Genomic DNA, 16264 nt, shown 5'->3' with positions numbered 1-16264 from the left:
AGTGATATTCCATGGTAGGCAGGGAGGAGCTAGACTTTCCATCCCAGCCACATGGCTGACCTCAAAGGCCCAAGTCAGATCCAAAAACCCTGTCAGCCCTGGAAATATCTTTCAACCCCCTGAGATCCTTGGCATCGCCCGTCATCGAGTAGGCAATCACCGCACCAGCATCATTGGTCTTGGCCACTGCATCCAACACATTTTTAGGCACAGACTTCAGAATCAGATAGAGCATGGCGTCCTTCTGCTCTTCATCAGGGCTAAAGTGCTTTTGGGCTGCCTTTTCGTACTCGTTCATGACCAGGGACATCTTCTGCGCATCGGAAAGATTCCCTAACTGCTGCAAGTCGTCACGACTGAACTTAGCCACCGTTGTCATCGCTAAATGAACCATATCACTAGGGCCAATGCCCGCCTCAGCTATGATTTCAATGTACTGGTTGAGTGCCTCCGGATTGATGGCCGTCATGTCAGTATTGGCTGGGTCGTCCGTACCGAAATCCTGAAGAGACTGAACCACCAGGCCGGGAAATTTCCGCCGAAAGAAATCTTCGTTGTGCTTGATGGTGCGCAACGTTTTGTCCAGGGAGTCCCATGATACCTGCTGGCCTTTCCCCAGAGAGGTCAGGATTTCCCAGGATCGGTAGATGCATTCGTTTTCAGGCGGGATCGCACTGCCGTAGTAATGCTCGCGCAGAGCCTGACTACCGTCGTACGGAAACTCACCCAGCTCCTTCTGCATCATTGCCCCGAAAGCTGCAGCGTAGGCTGGGCGGGCTTTCTTGTACTGTGAGAGCGTATTCACCCAGTCCTCACTTGCGCCATTGAGCAAGCATTCATGAATGATGGTGCCGGCCTGGTCTTTGAGCCGCTGCTCCAGAACCCGGTTGAACAGGTAGAAGTTCCTGAACCGCCCGCCATCGAAGAAGGCTGGATACAGCTTTGGGTGGCTGATCGAGTTTTGAAACTTTGGGTAGATCTTGTCTTGTAGCTTGCGGATAGCCTCGATTTCGTCAGGAGGGTTGTTTCTGTCTTGGCCAGGCAGGCGCTCAAGACCTCTTCCCACCCAGTTGAAAACGGCGGTGTAGCGCTTTTGTTCGGTGGTTTCAAACACGATCGAGTAGGGAAGGATGTGCCGGCGAACTGGCGCATCAACGTTTTCCTGGGTACACCAGGTGCGGAAATCTTCAAAGTCCTCAAACAGCGCCATGGCCTGGGTGAGAACTACCTGGCAGCGGCCAGCCAGGATGTTGTTTTGATCCCAAACTTCATCTTCCTGCGTCGTGCCTGTCACCGCCTCGAAGCGTCTGAGCTCATTGCAAATTGAATCGATTTTGAGGATGCGTTTCTTGAGATAGTCGAGCGCTTCGACCCTGTCCATTTCGGCGAGTGCTGCTGGCTGGATTTGGGTCGTCACGGTTGATTTCCTGAGTGTTTTTCACAGTGTAGCGGGTGAGGGCCAAAGGGTGAAAGTGGAGAGGGCTGGGGGAGGTCGGCGTTCGGGCCATAGGCTCGACTTCCGCTTTTTATGAGGATTACTCGTGTTATTGCATTGCCAGTTGTGGTTACGCGATGATGGATGATCTGGTACGCCACCAAGAATACGGGTGTGCGCCTAACAAGGATGCCTGAAATGTTGGATGCTGTTCCTGAAGTCAATCATACTTACTTGCAACCAGCTGCGCCTCGGGAGAACAATTTTCTAGAGGAATTCAATCGCCAGGCGAATGCTTCAGGCCAAAGCCAAGGTCAGAAGGAGAGGCTTGATCGAGCGCTCCAAGGCATCTACCTGCGCGGGCATCAGGCATTCATTCCAGAAAGAAACCTGCCGATATTCACAGCGAAGGATGGCGACAAGACGCTGCAGACCAGGATTGTGCGCCATGGGACAATCACGGAGTCACTAGGGCCAGAAAGCTATGTTGAAAGATATGGCGAATGGATCGACAAAAAGGCGATCGCTGATATCAATAACCCCAGGCGGCTTACGGGCCAGGCTTGGACAGCTCAGAGACAAGACGGCAACGGCGTGGAGACGTGTGGGGTTACAGTCAACATTGATAGCGACAGTTCTCTTCATCTCTACACGAACGGCGAAAACCCTATCCTCTATCCCCGACATATGACGAATTTCATGATGGAGGCACATGAGAGTGAGCACTGTCTCTACAGGCCAGCGACCGAACCCAGTAATCTATCCATCGTTGAAAAGTATTTTCACAATGGTGAAAATGAAGCTCACGAAAACTACAGGTCGTCCGTTAGGGAGACATCTGCTGACTTGGCTGCAACACTGCGCTATGCCACCGAAACCGGAAGCTTTGCTATAAATGACCTCCTGATCAAGCCTATGCGCCTGTCAAATCCGCTGGACATGGGGCACACCTCTGTTTCTTCGTTGCAAGCCATATTGAAATGCCTTAAGCCCGAAAAGTACAAGGGTATGGATCCCTCGCTCATTCCAGCAGAGGTAGAAAATCTCATGGTCAAGCACTTTGAAAACGGGAAAGGTTTCCTGCTTGAGCTCGACAGCCCTAATGCATCAGCTCCCATGAAAGCCATGGCGTGGGAGTTTGCAGCCCGCCAGGAGCTGAAGGACTACCAGAGGTGGGACGGGATGAAATTGGGCTCCATCGGGGAGCTTGGCCCAAAGGGTAAGGCACTTGGCAAAGATGCCTTAATGGCAGTACGTCAAAACCATGAGGCTTTTTCCCATTTGGTTCCGGAAATTCACAAGGGTGTACCTGAAAATGTCTACGGCGCCTTTGTGAAGCGTTACGGGCTTGAAGAGCTTGATGAGCTCGTTGGTTCTAAGCCCGGCCCATTGCAGAAGCCCGAGCCTGATCCTAAGCTGGACAGGGTGCTGGACGTGATGATGGGGCTATAGGAAATTGAATAAATGACTAACAATTAACTGCATTGCGGCCAATCTAAATTGCTTGGCATTATCACTTGTAATGTTATCTAAAGTCACAGTTAGCATTGATGCCCATGCTCTTTCCTTGTGTGGATCCAGTTTTGCTCGGCAGTGGCAGATCGAAAAATCAATAAATAAATTTATGGCCAAACAAATTATGTTTGAGGCAATTAATGAGTGTTCCATTGCATTTCCCTATTTATTGCGCAGCATTTGGCGCTTTTATTGTTATTGGGTGCGTGAGAGTTATCTTAGGGGCCAAATCTGTTGGCCTCTGATTAAATTATACTGCTTCAATCACTGCAAATGTTGCACTCGTATAGAATGTCAATAAAAAAAATGTAACAATAAATGTATATTAATTCGCATCCCTTGGGTCGGTTCTTGTAAAAATGCAACAATTGAGAGCGTAGCAGGGGAATTTCTAGGTCGATCACAGTCCAAGATCAACCCCTATCCGAAGATCGATCGTTCTTGATCTCTTCACCCCCAGCTCTCTAAGGCTCAAGCCCCACTGAGCAAGGATTGCTTTGCTGTCTTCATCCAAATTCCGCAGGTTTGAGTAGTCTATTTCGGTGCCCACGTGATCCAGCATTTCCGTAATTTCGGCTGTTACTTGATCAATTATGAAGGGCCCATAAAGTTCGATTTTATGGTGGCCCTCAGGGAATAGCGTAGTAGCCGCCTGCGCCATATGCGCGAGGTATTTGCTAAGCATCTCAGGCTGCACCCTCTGAGGGCCAGGCTTTAGGCGAGAGATAAACGCCCACACGTCGAAGTGCGAGAGGCTGACTTTGACGGGTTCTAGGCCCATATGGCTTTCCATCACTTCAGAGAAAAGCGAAGGCCCCGCGTCCTGCAATTCCTTGAAGTACCCAATAAGCTTGTCATCTGCTAACGCTTCCCGGACGAGTATTTCCTCGGAATCCAACGCCAAGCTCTTATCGCTTGGCAACTTGCTGGTCAAAAATCCCAGCTTGCAAGAGATATCTGACGCAACTGACCCCAAGCCTTTCTCCTCAAGCAATTGCTCAACAAGGTCAATCGCCCAGGGCGCGAGCCCAGTGTTTGTTTTATGCTCCTGGCTGTCGAAGTCTAGAGACTTCAGAACTATAACAGCCTCGTGAGGGTGCTGCGTGATGAGTTCGTGCAGCAACGAACCGAACGCCAGGGTGTGAGCACTCATATCCCCAAACATAACAGCCTCCCAGAAGCCACGACCAAACGACTTTCGCACGATGGCTGGATGCAAAGCCCCAGACTGGATGAGGAAATCTGCAGGGCTACTGTTGGGCAGATGCTCCGGCTTGCTGATGTAGTTGAGAATCTTGCTAAGATTCTCACCCACGCCCGACAGACCTGATTCGATATATCCTGGCTCCGGATAGACCCTCAAAAGATTAAGATCATCCTCAAGCATGGTGATAGGGTTTATCCCCGGAATTCCCAGATCCATGATCGCCAGGCTAAAAGCCATATTTTCGGTCATCTGCAGAGCAATGGTGTTCACAAATGGCTCATCGTCGCCGTAAGCAACAGCCACCCCCCTGAACAACCTCTTAGTGAACTCGACTACATCCAAATTATTCACATTATTAGCGCTGTAAACCACGCCTGGCGTATTTAGCTCAAAGTGCTCGCCAAGCTCACAAATATTTATTCCACAGCGCTTGATAATTTCGCCCACAATCACTGGCGAAAAATTCATCATGCAAGCCGCAAACACAGGAATTGCGGAATCGGTGACGTAGTCTTTCTGAGATAAGCTGTTCATGCCACCCGTTGCTGGATCGCCGGCAATGAAGTCGTAGGTGCCCACACCGTCCTCGCCAAACTCCACGAAGTGATCAATTCCCTTCTGTACCCTCTTGGCTACCAACTGAACCTCCAATCACGCGCTATTCAGGCACCCCTGCAGCACCTGGCTATACTTATCTCCAGCAGCCTTACAGCCCCAGATCTGAACCTATACGATCTTCAATCGTTTTGGCACGCTTGACCCCAAGCTCCTTCAAGCTCAGACCCCACTGGCTCAACACGACTTTGTCATCCTCATCGAGCGCTCGGAGTGGGACGTAGTCGATTTTGCCTGAGAGCTTTGCAATCAAACTGCTGATCGATGCCCCAATTTGGTCGTTGATGCAGGCTTTGTAGTCAGGGATGTGTTCATGACCCTTCGGCGCCAGGCTTTTCATGCCCGAGGCCATGTGAGCCAGGTACAAACCGATCTTCTTCGGGCTTACAACCTGGGGCTCTGGCTTGAAGCGGGCGAGAATGCTCCAGACTTGCAGGTGGGACAGGCTGATCTGGTCTGCAGGGACTTTCATGTGGCTGGCCATGACCGCCTCATAAAGCTTGGGCCCAAGGTCACGCATCGCAAAGAATCGGTCAGCGATAAACTCGGCCCCCAAAAGCCCATGAACGCGACCCTCATGATCCGTGAAGTCGAGATCGACCTCTTCATTGATCTGACTGGTGATCGTGCCGATCTGGTAAGAAATGTCCTCGATGACGTCCGCCAGGCCGTTGGCCTGCATGTTCGCCTCAAGGATTTCGAATGTGGTGGACACCATATCGATGCTGGGTGTGGTATCGGTTGTATGGAAATCCAGTGACTTGAGGATGTTTCGGGCTTCCTGGGGGAAATCTGCCACAAGGCTTTCGAGTATGTTTTCGAAGACCTTCGATCGATCGGTTTTGGAGTCTTGATAGATGACCGACTCCCAGAATCCGACGCCGTAGGCTTTGCGGGTGACGAAGGGGTCGAGAGCACCCATCTGCCCGATGAAATCGACCGGGCTGTTGTTGGGCAGGTGCTTGTAATGCTCGATGTTGTAGAGCACATCGCGCAAGTCATGGGTACGGCATTCAAAATCAGGGTGCGGAAGATTCGGCTTGTTGGGCTGGTAGTTTTGAGCGTACAGCCGCTCACGCTTGATGATTTCGGCGTAATCAACACCAGGCACGCCGAGGTTCATGATGCCCAGCGAAAACAGGGAATGCTGAGTATCCAGCGTTTTGATCAAATCGTCTTTGAACCAACCCTGTTCGCAATGTGTGTAAGCGTAGGCCTGCATGACCTGCTTGCCGAACTCAACCGGGTCGAGCTTGCGGTTTTCATCAAGGATGTAAGTATCGACCCCGTTGATGTCCACGTACCTTCCGATTTTCTTGATGTCGATTTCAGCGCCCAACATAGCCTTGGCCACCAAAGGGGTGGAGTAGCCGAACAGGCAGGCTACATACACAGGAAGCATGGCCCTTGTTACCCCAACGGTGGCATCCATCCCCCATACGGTTGTGTCCAAGTTGGGATCACAAGGTGCGTAGGGGTAGCTGTCAATGGCCAGGGTGCCGTGCTTTTGAAAGTAGGCGATGGCTTCTTCTAGGGTTTCGATCTGGTTCATGGGGTGCTCAATCAGGAGAATGCATACCTTGATTGTAGGCAGCGCGGGGTGACGGCCTCAAGGGCCTGGCTGATTAGACGAGATGGTATGATCGAAATAAGGTAATATTGGACGATCTTTCCTGAGGACTAACTTATGCGCTTTAAAGCCAAGAAGCTCAAAGACCGTGCCGGCCTTGAGGGCTACGCGCTGTGGATGTTGGCCCAACGAGACATGACGCGTCATACGGTCAAGCAAAAGCTGCTGGGTTACGCACAAGACCGGGCCGATGCAGAACCAGTGCTTGATCGCATGGAGGAGCTGGGCTATCTGGATGACCGGCGCTTTGCCGAAGTCTACATCCGCTCGTGCCGAGAGACTCGCGGATACGGCCCCATCAAGATTAAAGGCAAGCTCAAGGAGAAGGGCATCTCAGACAACCTGATCCAAGAGTTTCTGGATGACAAGGATGATAGTTGGGCCCTGAAAGCCCGTGAGATGCGCGAACGGCGCTTTGGCGATGCACCGACCGAGATGGATGAGAAAAACCGCCAAATTCGCTTCCTGGCAGGCAGAGGATACAGCTTCGATCAGATCAAGCAGGCGTTCAAACCTGCAGAAGAGGTGTACGACTGAGTCGAGGACAGGGTCGCATTTATCTCCACCGGTCAATCCTCCGTGACTTAGGGGGCTTTCGCATTCTGGATCGTAGCTCATTGCCAATGGCATTCTGGAGGTACTACAAGAGGCGAAGCCATGCATTACTCCCATAACCCGAACACATTGAACTCAAACGTTCTCTCTTACACGTCCAAGGATTCCCAAGCGTATTGGTCGAGAGTGGCGACGTACCTCATGCAGCGGGAGCGGCACGGGGAAAAGCACTACGCCGAAAGGCAGTTATTCGAGGGCCCACTGGAATCACACGCCGCCCTGTTCTACATCGCCGGGTGCATGGGATTGATCCCCATGAAGGACGGGAAAGGCATGGATGGCGCCCCTGTGCTGTATGCCATGACAGAGCCGCCTGAAGGGGCCCAGGTGCAGAAACTCAAGACGGCACAAGAGTTTGTGCTGATCGTGGGCCACCTCCTGACCCATAAGGGTATTCGAAAATATCTGACAAACTCACTTCTGGAGTTTCACGACTTCCTGAAGCTTGCAGACCCTCCCCAAGCCGATCGATTCATGGGTGATTTGGCGAAGGCGCTGTTCCAGCGAACAGGCGATCTCTCTCCGCTCCTGGCGACTGCTGGCGAGGACGAGGATATGGGAAAGACCCTCGATTATCCCGGCACCTTGCGCAAAGCCATGGAGGAGCACGGGATCTTCGAGAAAGGGCTGGATCTGCTCAAGCCATCTGATGTCACCAGGGCGCTGCTGCGCTTTGGCTGGAATGAGCTTCGGATCAAGGCACCCCAGAAGGGGCGGGATGCCTCGTTTGGCCAGGATCTGGGCCTTTAAACCTGCAGAGAGCAATCAGTTGAAGCTGTCGTGCCGTGCGTTGGCCCACAATTCACGGTATTCAGTGTGCGCCGAATGACCCTCCAACAGCTCGCCGTGGTGCAGGAAAGGGTAGAGGTTGGCGTAGCTGACGATCTTGCTGTCGGACACCCGTTTTTGAATGCGTTCAGCGGTGAGCTTGTCGGAGGAGTTGATGCCCGCTGCCCCCAGGATATCGGCAACAGAGCTCATCGTGTTTTTGTGGTAGTTGGTGACCCGATGGCTGCGCTCTTCAACATCCAAGGCACGTTGACGCGAAGGATCCTGAGTGGCCACGCCGGTAGGGCACTTGTTCGAGCCGCATGATTGGCTTTGAATGCAGCCGAGCGAAAACATGAAGCCACGTGCCAGGTTGCAATAGTCTGCCCCTAAGGCAAGCGCCCTGAGAATGTCGAATCCACTGATGATCTTGCCGCTGCAACCGATCTTGATGCGATCCCGAATGCCTGCGCCCCGCAACAAATTGTGCATCAACACAAGGCCATCCCGCATGGGCATGCCGATATGATCGGAAAACTCTTCCGGAGCAGCACCGGTACCGCCCTCAGAACCGTCGATAACGATGAAGTCGGGATAGATGTTGGTGAACAACATGGCCTTGACCATGGTGGCTGCTTCAGAGGGTCGCCCGATACACAGTTTGACGCCAACTGGCTTGCCTCCGGAGAGATCCCGCATCTGCTTAATGAAGTTCATCATGCCAATCGGCCCGCTGAAAGCAGTGTGAGCTGCCGGCGATATGCAGTCCTCTCCTTGCCGCACGCCGCGAGCGATTGCGATCTCCATGCTGACCTTGTGACCTGGCAAAATACCGCCTTTTCCCGCTTTTGCCCCTTGACTTTGCTTCAAAAGTGTGGCTACTACAGCTTTGTTTTTTGCGGTGGACGCGAACCGATCGGGGTTGAAGCTACCATCATCATTTCGGCACCCAAAGTAACCACTGCCGATCTCCCAAATAACGTCAGCACCCTCTGACAGGTGATACTTGGAGCATCCCCCTTCACCGGTATCGATCGCGAAACCACCTCGCTTTGCGCCCCGGCCCAATGCCATGACCGCATTTGCAGAAAGGCTGCCAAAAGACATGGCACTGACATTCATCAGGGATGCGGAGTAAGGCTGGAGGCAATCTGGCCCGCCGATGGTCACCCTCAAAGCTTTGGGGTCGACATGGATAGGCATCATCGAGTGACTGATGAACTCATGCTGCGCGCTATAGAGGTTATCCAGGGTGCCGAATGATTTCTCTGCTGGGATATTTCTGGCCCGGCGATAAACCATGGAGCGCTCAGAACGCGAGAAAGGAAGCTCCTCGTGGTCGCCTTCAAAAAAATACTGGCGAAGCTCGGGTCGCACAGCCTCCAGCAGGTACCGCATGTTGCCGATGATGGGATAGTTGCGTCTGACAGCATGTTCTTTTTGGGATAAATCCAGGGCCCCGATAAAGACCAGCGCCGCCCACGGCAGGGCTAGCCAGGGAGTTACTTGGTGCAGGCATATGGCGTACAGACTGATAAACAAAAGGGCCACACTCAAAATGAGGGCCCACTGGCGCTGAATAGCATTGAACATGGATTTATTCCTGATTGAGGGGAGTCCTCTGGAATCTTTGGCCGTAGATAAGGATCGGCGGTCATGCACTCTTCGGGACGTCCTTACAATATACGCGATAACCGTATCTTCTGGCATAGGGGGAGCTGCACCAGAGCTTAAATCCACTTGTTCAATTGACCCAATAATCGAATTGTGACTACAATGTAGTCACGTTTCATTCCAGAGGTCATTGCTGTGAAAGACACCTATGTGCGCGCCAGGGTAGACCGGGAGCTCAAAGATCAAGCCGAGAAAATCCTTAATCAATTGGGCATAACCATGTCCCAAGCCATCATTTTGATGCTCAGGCAGACAGTAGCTGAAGGCAAGCTTCCATTTAGAGTCGAGGGCGCCCCAGTACCGAATGCGCGAACTTTGGCCATGATGAAACACCACGACCTACATCCCGACCAAGTCACCAAACACGAGAGCTCAGCCGCGCTCTTCGAATCCCTAGGCATTGCGAAGACTAAGCAGCCCTAACCCTCAATCCGGAGAGACCCCATGCAGACAATTCACGCACCCAGCACGCTCGAAGAGGCGATCAGGACAGGTTCGGTGAATTCGTACATGCTATCGCTGTACGCTCAGGGTTTTTTCCAAACCGGTGAATCGGTAGTCGTTCCGAAAGATCGTCTCCGCTCTTTCATCAGGAACGCTAAGAATCAGCTCCGGGGCCGGGTGGGGCGCATTGATCATCATGTCGACGGGGGCAATTATCTCGTAAGGTTCGAGGCGGTAGGTCAGCTGCCGGCGTTCGAGAGGGTGATCCATTCCATGAACCTTGCCCACCACCAGTAAACACTAGATAAAATAGGTGAACGACATGAGCATTGTGCGAGCAAAAGACCTGAAAAAGCTTCTGGAAAACATTCCAGATGAAGACGTTATTGTGTTCAGGATTTTCGATGAAAGTAAGCCAAAGCATCCCCTTTTTGCAAGCGACATTGCCGACTCAGCAACCTTGAGCGGAGTTCGAAAACATAGCCAGCAAACCAGTAGCGGTGATGCCGATGTTTTCAGAATCGATCTCTCATTGGATGTTGATCTCTGATTTTAGCATTTGGCAGAAAAGGGCCTGGGCGCCCTTTTTTTGCGTTATACGTGCGATCCTTGGGAAGATACCTTCGGTTTTCGCGCTGCGGCGTAGTAGAAGGGAATGTGACGACCCAGGGCTTCGATATCGACTTTCATCGGCCCGCCCCAGCTTTCGTCGTAGGGATTCCAGACAAGATCACCGGGGCGCAGGTTGCCTTGTGTCACGATCTGGAAACCTTCAGGCGCTGCGGGTAAAGTCGAGAGGGTCATGGTGTGGCCTTGGGTCTTGGGTGGATTTGCTGGAGTTGTTAGATCTGCTTTTGCATCGTACTGCCTTCCTGAGATGCATTTACCATGACAGCCTTAAAGTTTACGTGTACCTCGCTCAACACGGCGGAGTGCGAGGTAATCCACTCGTACATGCCGTCATCCATTGTCTTATCACCCAGATCGTACCGAGCCTGCAACCGCACCATTTCGCCACGCCTCATTTCAAGCCACTGGCCAAATGTTGCCAGGTCGTGAACCCCTGCGTGGGTTATGAAACCATCAAGCGGTGCGCCGCGCAGGAGTTCGGCCACGGACATCATGCCCGCCGCTTGCAGTCGTGTGTCCAGAGACTGGTTCTCGGAGGATCGATCGGTTGCGACCAACACTGATACTCCAACGCCAGTCAGACTGAAGCCTTGGCTACCAATTCGCCGAATCAAGCCTTCATTTTCCAAGAACTCAAGGTGCTCAAGGTGCTCAAGGCAAACGCCATGGCATCCGCCATCCGCTTTCTGAATGACCTGCAAATCCCTGATCTGTTGATCATCGAGAGCGAGCGATAGATTGATTTGCTGACTGAGCATTGTCTTAATCCAGCGGATGTTTAGGTGCTGGATCCTATCAAATATGGTCAAAAACCTCAATAATTGGCTAAATCAATTGCATTTTTTTTCGAGATGTTCCCAAGCCAGAAGAAGCACCTTATCCCAGCCCGTTCCACCTGGCTGCTGCAAGCCTATAGGGCTTTGAAAACGACGAGGCACAGATTTAAAACGGGGGAACCGCTGAATGCTGCTTTGACCAACAACCTGCGCAGTTGACCCTACATAGCAGTGCTCAATGTGGAAATCTCGTGGCCGCTTTTCTCAATAAGCAGGTAAGATAGGGGCCTAACGATAGGGAGACCCCCGATATGGCAATCACCAGGCTTGAAAGCGTGATCATTGATTTGGCGGAATGCTCGCTGCGCCAACTGCAGGCATTCTCAGGCAAAGCCCTTAGCCAAGAGGATGAGTTCGATGTTGATTCCGCATTCTTGGAAGCCACGAACATGATCCAGCTGGCGCTTATTGCCGACAATGGCATGACGCCCGAGGCTGAAGCGAGGCTTAAAGCGCTTGAGCCGAAAGTGGCCTCTGCCATGAGCGATATCAAAAAAGAGCAGAGGGCGTTTGCGTCAATCCTCTCAAATCACCCCTCGACTCAAACTCGGCACTGACTTCCATTCCCTGCCTTGGCTCTGCCCGAGTCAAGGCCCACCACCGTGGCTTGACCCCGATGAGCCAAGTCTTCTGGCGAGCTATCGCATAAAAAAGTGGCCTTGCTCAGATTATGCGCATACTATGCGCATAAATTCAGGAGCCCGCCATGACCCCCTTCAAAAAAGCCCGCCTTGCTGGTCAGATGTCCCAGGTTTTTGTTGCCAAAGCCATGCGCATCAATCAGTCGACCTATCAGCGCTGGGAGTCCGGAGCCTTGGAAGTCCCAGATGACAAGCTTGCCAAGCTTGCGCAGGTGCTTCAGGTGGATGAGAGCTTTCTGAATGGCAAAGATCCTCACTACGACTATTTCCTGCAGCCAGGTGCGATGCGTGAGGATTATGAGCGCTCGGGCAGTTTGATGCTTCACTTCAAAAGCGGCAAATCCCTGCTCATCCCCATTAACGACGCTGAGCACAATCAGTTTCTGGATCACTTCCTGGAGAGCGACCTGCCGATTATTCCGGTCAGAGGCATGAGCAATCGGTTGTATCTTGTATCAAGAGGCTCCTTGATGGATGTGTGTCTTTCTGATGAGCGAGTCGAGCTTCTCGAACAGAAGGGCTACGTCATGGATGGGTGTTTTGGGCCGACCGATGACGATTGGTTTCTGATCGAGCAAATACACGATGGTGACATTGATGACCTGGGCAACCTTGACCTGGAAAGTGCCGTCAAACTCATCCGGGTGTTTGGTGGAGATCCTTTGACGTTACTTACAAAAGCGCCTGAGCCTCTGGTACTCCCCCTGCCAGATGACAATTCTGTAGAGCTTTCGCAGAGTTCACGCCAGAAGTTTTTCGACACCGCCAATCTCACTGTGATCCAGGCGTCAAACGGTGACCAACGAACCTTCGTCGCCAACGAGACTGATGTCTATCAGTGCTTCAGCCCCTACCTGGAAGCGGCTGACAATGAGGGGGAGGTCGACGATTTTATTGAATCGGGCAGGGTGATTTTCGACAACACCTGGGGCAACAACATCTACCTGATTTCTCACACCGGCTTCGATTTCGTATCTTGCCCAAATCACGCCTACAAGAAGGGCATGCTGAAACACATTGAGCAGGCGATTGACGGGATCGGGGCGAAAAACCCAGCTGCGTCATGAGCTTTGTATTCAGCGGTATTCAGGCACAAAGTCGCTTGCAACATCAATGAGTAGTCGCAGCTCAGAATTGGCAACCTGAATGATCCCCGGCCAGCCCGCAACATAGGGCTGGCACACTTTCGCCAGCAAAGTGAAGGCTTCCTCAGCACCTACCCCCAGGCCGTACAAGTGGGTGGTTTTCAGATCCATCTGGGCACCGTCAGCCCAGGACTGGAATTGAATTTGGGCATCCACCCCTTCGCCATTCTTGCCCAAATACAGCGTCAGCAACACATTGTCGACACCTTCATGGTCGTCGCAGTCTGCGACAGTTCGCATCAATGAGACGATCCCATCGTCCGAGAAGGGTTTTCCCAAGCGCCGTACGTACTCAGCAGAGTAGAGCTTGGCCTCGACCTCATCAAAGCTCAGAGCAACGCGGTCTTTGTTTTCTTGGGTTTCCATGATGCTCTCCTTCACAAACAGTGGGTCAGGGCTGGCGGGCCCCAATATACCAGAATCTCCCTCATCCCTTGCAGCCAGGCACCTGGTACAACGGCAGCACATTGCGTGGATCTGGGTTGTTGTGGTCAGTGCCGCACACGCGCCCGAAATCGCGACGGGTGTAGCGATTGACCCCAGACTCATCCTCCATAGACTCGTAGCTGTTGCCTTCATTGTGAACTTTGACGAAGCGAACAAGCTTGCCTTCCAGGGTCTGGTAGGTATTGCCCACCTGGAACGGCACCAGCACAACCCCCATAGGCTCATCTGCAGCCTTGATCATTGGCGCCAGGTAGGCCGCCAGCGTGCCGGCAAAGTCGCCTGCCAGATCATCGGTGATGTACCGGGTGAAGTCCTGACGCTGGAGGCGTTGCTTGAATACCCGAGCCAAAAACTCGCGGCATCCGTCTGGATCCTTGAGGCTGATGCCATCAATCAGTGCATCGTAGGAGGGGGTGGTGAGTTGGGACATAAGGCACTCCTGAGTCAAACCCTGATCAACAGGGTCTGCTCGTTAAATTGTGGGAATCTAGGGCACCAGATCCGGCTCGGGGCTGTCCGGGACTAGCACTTCGTGCAGCAGCTCGAACGCTTCACTGGCAGAGCTTTGATTGGCAAATGTCCGGCTCGCCACCACTTCGTTGTTCACGATCACCTGAAGCTTGTCGCCCACAGCAATCAGCCCATCGAGGTTGCCATTGCGCAAGAACTTCATCAGAGCGCCCATTTCTTTACCGGTTTCAAAGCCTTTTGAGACCAAAAGCACGTTGCCGTCGACGTCCTGGCATTTGAAATAGAACTTCAGATCGGTTTCTCGGTAATTGATGAAGCTCACTGAGTCGCGCTTTTTGACCGGGGGAGGCGCAATGGTTGCCATCGGAACTGTCTTGAGGCTTCGCAACCCCACAGCCTCTCTTAATTCTTGTAAGAATGGGTTGGCTACTGCGCGTGCTTTTTCCGCACCATGCTGAAGGATGTCTTCGATCAGACCAGGGTTGGCAATGTGGCGGTGGTAGGCATCACGCATTGGGGCCAGCCGGGCTTCCAACAGGTTGTACAGGTGCTCCTTGGCCTCACCCCAGCCCATGCCCTTGTTCAGGGCATCTTCGTACTCAAGCGCTGGCCCAGGGACGGTAAAGGCGCGGTAGAGGTCGAGCAGGGCATTGCTGTGTGGGTCTTTAGGCTCGCCCGGCACTTTGGAGTCGGTCACGATCGACATGACCGCCTTCTTGAGCTCCTGACTGGTACCGAACAATGGAATGGTGTTGTCGTAGCTCTTGGACATCTTGCGACCATCCAGGCCAGGCAGGGTGGCCACATTCTGATCGACCACGGCATTGGGCATCAGAAAGAAGTTGCGCTCACCCTTGCCAAAGATGTGGTTGAAGCGCTGACCAATGTCCTTGGCGAGCTCAACGTGCTGCACCTGATCGCGACCCACAGGGATGTCATGGGCGTTGAACAGCAAGATGTCAGCCGCCATCAGCACAGGGTAAGAAAACAACCCCATCGTGATGCCGGCCTCAGGATCATTGCCGTCAGCCATGTTTTTATCGACTGAAGCCTTGAAGGCGTGAGCACGGTTGAGCAGCCCCTTGGCCGAGACACAGGTTAGCAACCAGGTGAGTTCGGTGATTTCAGGGATGTCGGACTGTCGATAGAAGGTGGCGACATTTGGATCAAGGCCCGCCGCCAACCAGGTCGCAGCAACTTCCAGGCGGGAGCGCTCGATCCGCTCAGCGTCATCACACTTGATAAGGGCGTGGTAGTCAGCCAGGAAAAAGAACGCATCGACATTCTCGTTTTTGCTGGCGGCTACGGCTGGGCGAATGGCGCCCGCATAGTTGCCCAAGTGTGGGGTTCCGGTTGTAGTAATACCGGTCAGAACTCGCCGTTTCATGATGTCACCTCATCAAATCGTCGTGCAATATTACTGAAAATGGTCGTTAGCAGCAAACGAAATTCAGCCACAAAACTCGATAATTTAGGGGTTTAGAGAAAGATTTTATTGAGGTATACATTGCTATTGTTGGCATGTATATTTGTAGTCACATTTTGATCCGAGAGAGGGTTGATCAACCCTCGATCCATCAACAAGACGTTCTCGCGAGACCATTGATCTGCAACGTACGATCATCGATAGGTAATCTTGCATCCGCCCAATACAGTGCAAATTCAAAACAAGGGGAATTGGCATGGCCACCATCAAGACAACCGGCGCTGAGTTGCAGCGCTTCTGGAACTGCAAAGACGCGGCTTTCTGGCCTGACGATGCCTACGTTGACGACATGGCATGGAACATCAATGGCGCCGAGCATGAAAATTTCGACATCAGCAATATCAAAGATGACGACATCGTCGTTATCAGTGGCGCCATCTTCTATAACGAGGGCGACAAGGATTTCGCGGGAGTCATGCGCAAATGGCGCAAGCTTCAAACCCATGGCAACTACGTTGTTGAGATCCCGCACGAACTCAAAGACGAGCTGGCCGAATGGCTCAAAGCAAAAAAGGGCAAGATTGTCCAGTCTTGATCCTCAAGCATCTGAGCATGGTTTCGCCCTGCTTCTCAGGAAAAATCAGCATCAAGTGGCATCGTGGATGCCACACATCATCTTTTTCCATTCCTAAATGTCATGCAAATTGTCTTATTTATCCGCTTGTGCCCCCAATCTCCCCTGCAAACACGGATAAATCATCAGTT

The 16264-nt window shown here is 52.5% G+C and carries 18 protein-coding genes; 8 read left to right on the top strand and 10 right to left on the bottom strand.

What is annotated here, in order from left to right; all coding sequences use genetic code 11:
• Nucleotides 1–61: 61 nt before the first annotated feature.
• Nucleotides 62–1417 (bottom strand): hypothetical protein, encoded by a 1356-nt coding sequence (locus IFT57_RS07745; RefSeq protein ID WP_342030335.1) that lies wholly within the window; start codon nucleotides 1415–1417, stop codon nucleotides 62–64.
• Nucleotides 1418–1633: 216 nt separating this feature from the next.
• Between IFT57_RS07745 and IFT57_RS07740 the strand changes: the two genes are divergently transcribed.
• On the top strand, nucleotides 1634–2887 hold the full coding sequence (locus tag IFT57_RS07740; protein ID WP_192151063.1) for a hypothetical protein: 1254 nt from the start codon (nucleotides 1634–1636) through the stop codon (nucleotides 2885–2887).
• A 463-nt stretch (nucleotides 2888–3350) separates the two neighbouring features.
• On the opposite strand, the gene IFT57_RS07735 is transcribed toward IFT57_RS07740, so the two are convergent.
• Together IFT57_RS07735 and IFT57_RS07730 are read right to left on the bottom strand one after the other, a co-directional pair.
• On the bottom strand, nucleotides 3351–4736 hold the full coding sequence (locus IFT57_RS07735) for a hypothetical protein (RefSeq protein ID WP_192151061.1): 1386 nt from the start codon (nucleotides 4734–4736) through the stop codon (nucleotides 3351–3353).
• Nucleotides 4737–4863: 127 nt separating this feature from the next.
• A complete protein-coding gene (locus IFT57_RS07730; RefSeq protein WP_192151059.1) occupies nucleotides 4864–6324 on the bottom strand; it encodes a hypothetical protein in 1461 nt (486 codons plus the stop codon).
• 135 nt (nucleotides 6325–6459) lie between these two features.
• On the opposite strand from IFT57_RS07730, the gene IFT57_RS07725 reads away from it, so the two are divergent.
• Nucleotides 6460–6939, top strand: coding sequence for a regulatory protein RecX (locus IFT57_RS07725; protein ID WP_192151057.1), 480 nt, complete (start codon nucleotides 6460–6462; stop codon nucleotides 6937–6939).
• 120 nt (nucleotides 6940–7059) lie between these two features.
• On the top strand, nucleotides 7060–7767 hold the full coding sequence (locus tag IFT57_RS07720; RefSeq protein ID WP_192151055.1) for a hypothetical protein: 708 nt from the start codon (nucleotides 7060–7062) through the stop codon (nucleotides 7765–7767).
• 15 nt (nucleotides 7768–7782) lie between these two features.
• Here the strand turns inward: IFT57_RS07720 and IFT57_RS07715 are convergent, their stop codons facing one another.
• Entirely contained in the window at nucleotides 7783–9378 is a 1596-nt protein-coding gene (locus IFT57_RS07715) for an FMN-binding glutamate synthase family protein (RefSeq protein ID WP_192151053.1), read from the bottom strand.
• A gap of 216 nt (nucleotides 9379–9594) precedes the next feature.
• On the opposite strand from IFT57_RS07715, the gene IFT57_RS07710 reads away from it, so the two are divergent.
• Nucleotides 9595–9882 (top strand): type II toxin-antitoxin system RelB/DinJ family antitoxin, encoded by a 288-nt coding sequence (locus IFT57_RS07710; protein ID WP_192151051.1) that lies wholly within the window; start codon nucleotides 9595–9597, stop codon nucleotides 9880–9882.
• 90 nt (nucleotides 9883–9972) lie between these two features.
• Here IFT57_RS07710 and IFT57_RS07705 read toward each other — a convergent pair whose 3' ends face one another.
• Nucleotides 9973–10173: a hypothetical protein gene (locus tag IFT57_RS07705; RefSeq protein ID WP_192151049.1), complete on the bottom strand. Its 201-nt coding sequence runs from the start codon at nucleotides 10171–10173 to the stop codon at nucleotides 9973–9975.
• A gap of 52 nt (nucleotides 10174–10225) precedes the next feature.
• On the opposite strand from IFT57_RS07705, the gene IFT57_RS07700 reads away from it, so the two are divergent.
• Nucleotides 10226–10453, top strand: coding sequence for a hypothetical protein (locus IFT57_RS07700; RefSeq protein ID WP_192151047.1), 228 nt, complete (start codon nucleotides 10226–10228; stop codon nucleotides 10451–10453).
• Nucleotides 10454–10497: 44 nt separating this feature from the next.
• Here the strand turns inward: IFT57_RS07700 and IFT57_RS07695 are convergent, their stop codons facing one another.
• Nucleotides 10498–10707, bottom strand: a complete 210-nt coding sequence (locus tag IFT57_RS07695) for a hypothetical protein (protein WP_192092436.1) — start codon at nucleotides 10705–10707, stop codon at nucleotides 10498–10500.
• Between the two features lie 38 nt (nucleotides 10708–10745).
• Complete coding sequence (locus IFT57_RS07690) at nucleotides 10746–11291, bottom strand: hypothetical protein (RefSeq protein WP_192151045.1); 546 nt, start codon at nucleotides 11289–11291, stop codon at nucleotides 10746–10748.
• A 329-nt stretch (nucleotides 11292–11620) separates the two neighbouring features.
• Here IFT57_RS07690 and IFT57_RS07685 point away from each other — a divergent pair, with 329 nt between their 5' ends.
• Nucleotides 11621–11926: a hypothetical protein gene (locus IFT57_RS07685; protein WP_122531059.1), complete on the top strand. Its 306-nt coding sequence runs from the start codon at nucleotides 11621–11623 to the stop codon at nucleotides 11924–11926.
• A gap of 149 nt (nucleotides 11927–12075) precedes the next feature.
• Nucleotides 12076–13077, top strand: coding sequence for a helix-turn-helix domain-containing protein (locus IFT57_RS07680; RefSeq protein ID WP_192151043.1), 1002 nt, complete (start codon nucleotides 12076–12078; stop codon nucleotides 13075–13077).
• A 9-nt stretch (nucleotides 13078–13086) separates the two neighbouring features.
• Here IFT57_RS07680 and IFT57_RS07675 read toward each other — a convergent pair whose 3' ends face one another.
• The 3 genes from IFT57_RS07675 to IFT57_RS07665 all read right to left on the bottom strand — a co-directional run bounded on the left by IFT57_RS07675 (nucleotide 13087) and on the right by IFT57_RS07665 (nucleotide 15460).
• Nucleotides 13087–13521, bottom strand: coding sequence for a hypothetical protein (locus tag IFT57_RS07675; protein ID WP_192151041.1), 435 nt, complete (start codon nucleotides 13519–13521; stop codon nucleotides 13087–13089).
• A gap of 61 nt (nucleotides 13522–13582) precedes the next feature.
• Nucleotides 13583–14032: a hypothetical protein gene (locus IFT57_RS07670; protein ID WP_192151039.1), complete on the bottom strand. Its 450-nt coding sequence runs from the start codon at nucleotides 14030–14032 to the stop codon at nucleotides 13583–13585.
• Between the two features lie 57 nt (nucleotides 14033–14089).
• Nucleotides 14090–15460 carry a tryptophan--tRNA ligase gene (locus IFT57_RS07665; RefSeq protein WP_192151037.1) on the bottom strand — a complete coding sequence of 457 codons (1371 nt, stop codon included), beginning with the start codon at nucleotides 15458–15460 and terminating at the stop codon, nucleotides 14090–14092.
• 295 nt (nucleotides 15461–15755) lie between these two features.
• Here IFT57_RS07665 and IFT57_RS07660 point away from each other — a divergent pair, with 295 nt between their 5' ends.
• Nucleotides 15756–16094, top strand: a complete 339-nt coding sequence (locus tag IFT57_RS07660; protein WP_122531064.1) for a hypothetical protein — start codon at nucleotides 15756–15758, stop codon at nucleotides 16092–16094.
• The last annotated feature ends 170 nt before the right edge of the window (nucleotides 16095–16264 follow it).

Origin of the sequence: Pseudomonas sp. CFBP 13719 (genome assembly GCF_014842095.1) — a bacterium.
In the GTDB taxonomy this organism is placed as follows: Bacteria; Pseudomonadota; Gammaproteobacteria; order Pseudomonadales; family Pseudomonadaceae; genus Aquipseudomonas.
The sequence above is the reverse complement of the archived record's forward strand: the minus strand, read 5'-3'. Positions and strand labels throughout refer to the sequence as shown.

Bases quoted from the DNA above. Each gene is read 5' to 3' on its own strand.
- IFT57_RS07740 (WP_192151063.1), top strand. From the start codon at position 1,634: ATGTTGGATGCTGTTCCTGAAGTCAATCATACTTACTTGCAACCAGCT.
- IFT57_RS07730 (WP_192151059.1), bottom strand. From the start codon at position 6,324: ATGAACCAGATCGAAACCCTAGAAGAAGCCATCGCCTACTTTCAAAAG.
- IFT57_RS07725 (WP_192151057.1), top strand. From the start codon at position 6,460: ATGCGCTTTAAAGCCAAGAAGCTCAAAGACCGTGCCGGCCTTGAGGGC.
- IFT57_RS07720 (WP_192151055.1), top strand. From the start codon at position 7,060: ATGCATTACTCCCATAACCCGAACACATTGAACTCAAACGTTCTCTCT.
- IFT57_RS07715 (WP_192151053.1), bottom strand. From the start codon at position 9,378: ATGTTCAATGCTATTCAGCGCCAGTGGGCCCTCATTTTGAGTGTGGCC.
- IFT57_RS07705 (WP_192151049.1), bottom strand. From the start codon at position 10,173: ATGGATCACCCTCTCGAACGCCGGCAGCTGACCTACCGCCTCGAACCT.
- IFT57_RS07700 (WP_192151047.1), top strand. From the start codon at position 10,226: ATGAGCATTGTGCGAGCAAAAGACCTGAAAAAGCTTCTGGAAAACATT.
- IFT57_RS07695 (WP_192092436.1), bottom strand. From the start codon at position 10,707: ATGACCCTCTCGACTTTACCCGCAGCGCCTGAAGGTTTCCAGATCGTG.
- IFT57_RS07690 (WP_192151045.1), bottom strand. From the start codon at position 11,291: ATGCTCAGTCAGCAAATCAATCTATCGCTCGCTCTCGATGATCAACAG.
- IFT57_RS07685 (WP_122531059.1), top strand. From the start codon at position 11,621: ATGGCAATCACCAGGCTTGAAAGCGTGATCATTGATTTGGCGGAATGC.
- IFT57_RS07680 (WP_192151043.1), top strand. From the start codon at position 12,076: ATGACCCCCTTCAAAAAAGCCCGCCTTGCTGGTCAGATGTCCCAGGTT.
- IFT57_RS07675 (WP_192151041.1), bottom strand. From the start codon at position 13,521: ATGGAAACCCAAGAAAACAAAGACCGCGTTGCTCTGAGCTTTGATGAG.
- IFT57_RS07670 (WP_192151039.1), bottom strand. From the start codon at position 14,032: ATGTCCCAACTCACCACCCCCTCCTACGATGCACTGATTGATGGCATC.
- IFT57_RS07665 (WP_192151037.1), bottom strand. From the start codon at position 15,460: ATGAAACGGCGAGTTCTGACCGGTATTACTACAACCGGAACCCCACAC.
- IFT57_RS07660 (WP_122531064.1), top strand. From the start codon at position 15,756: ATGGCCACCATCAAGACAACCGGCGCTGAGTTGCAGCGCTTCTGGAAC.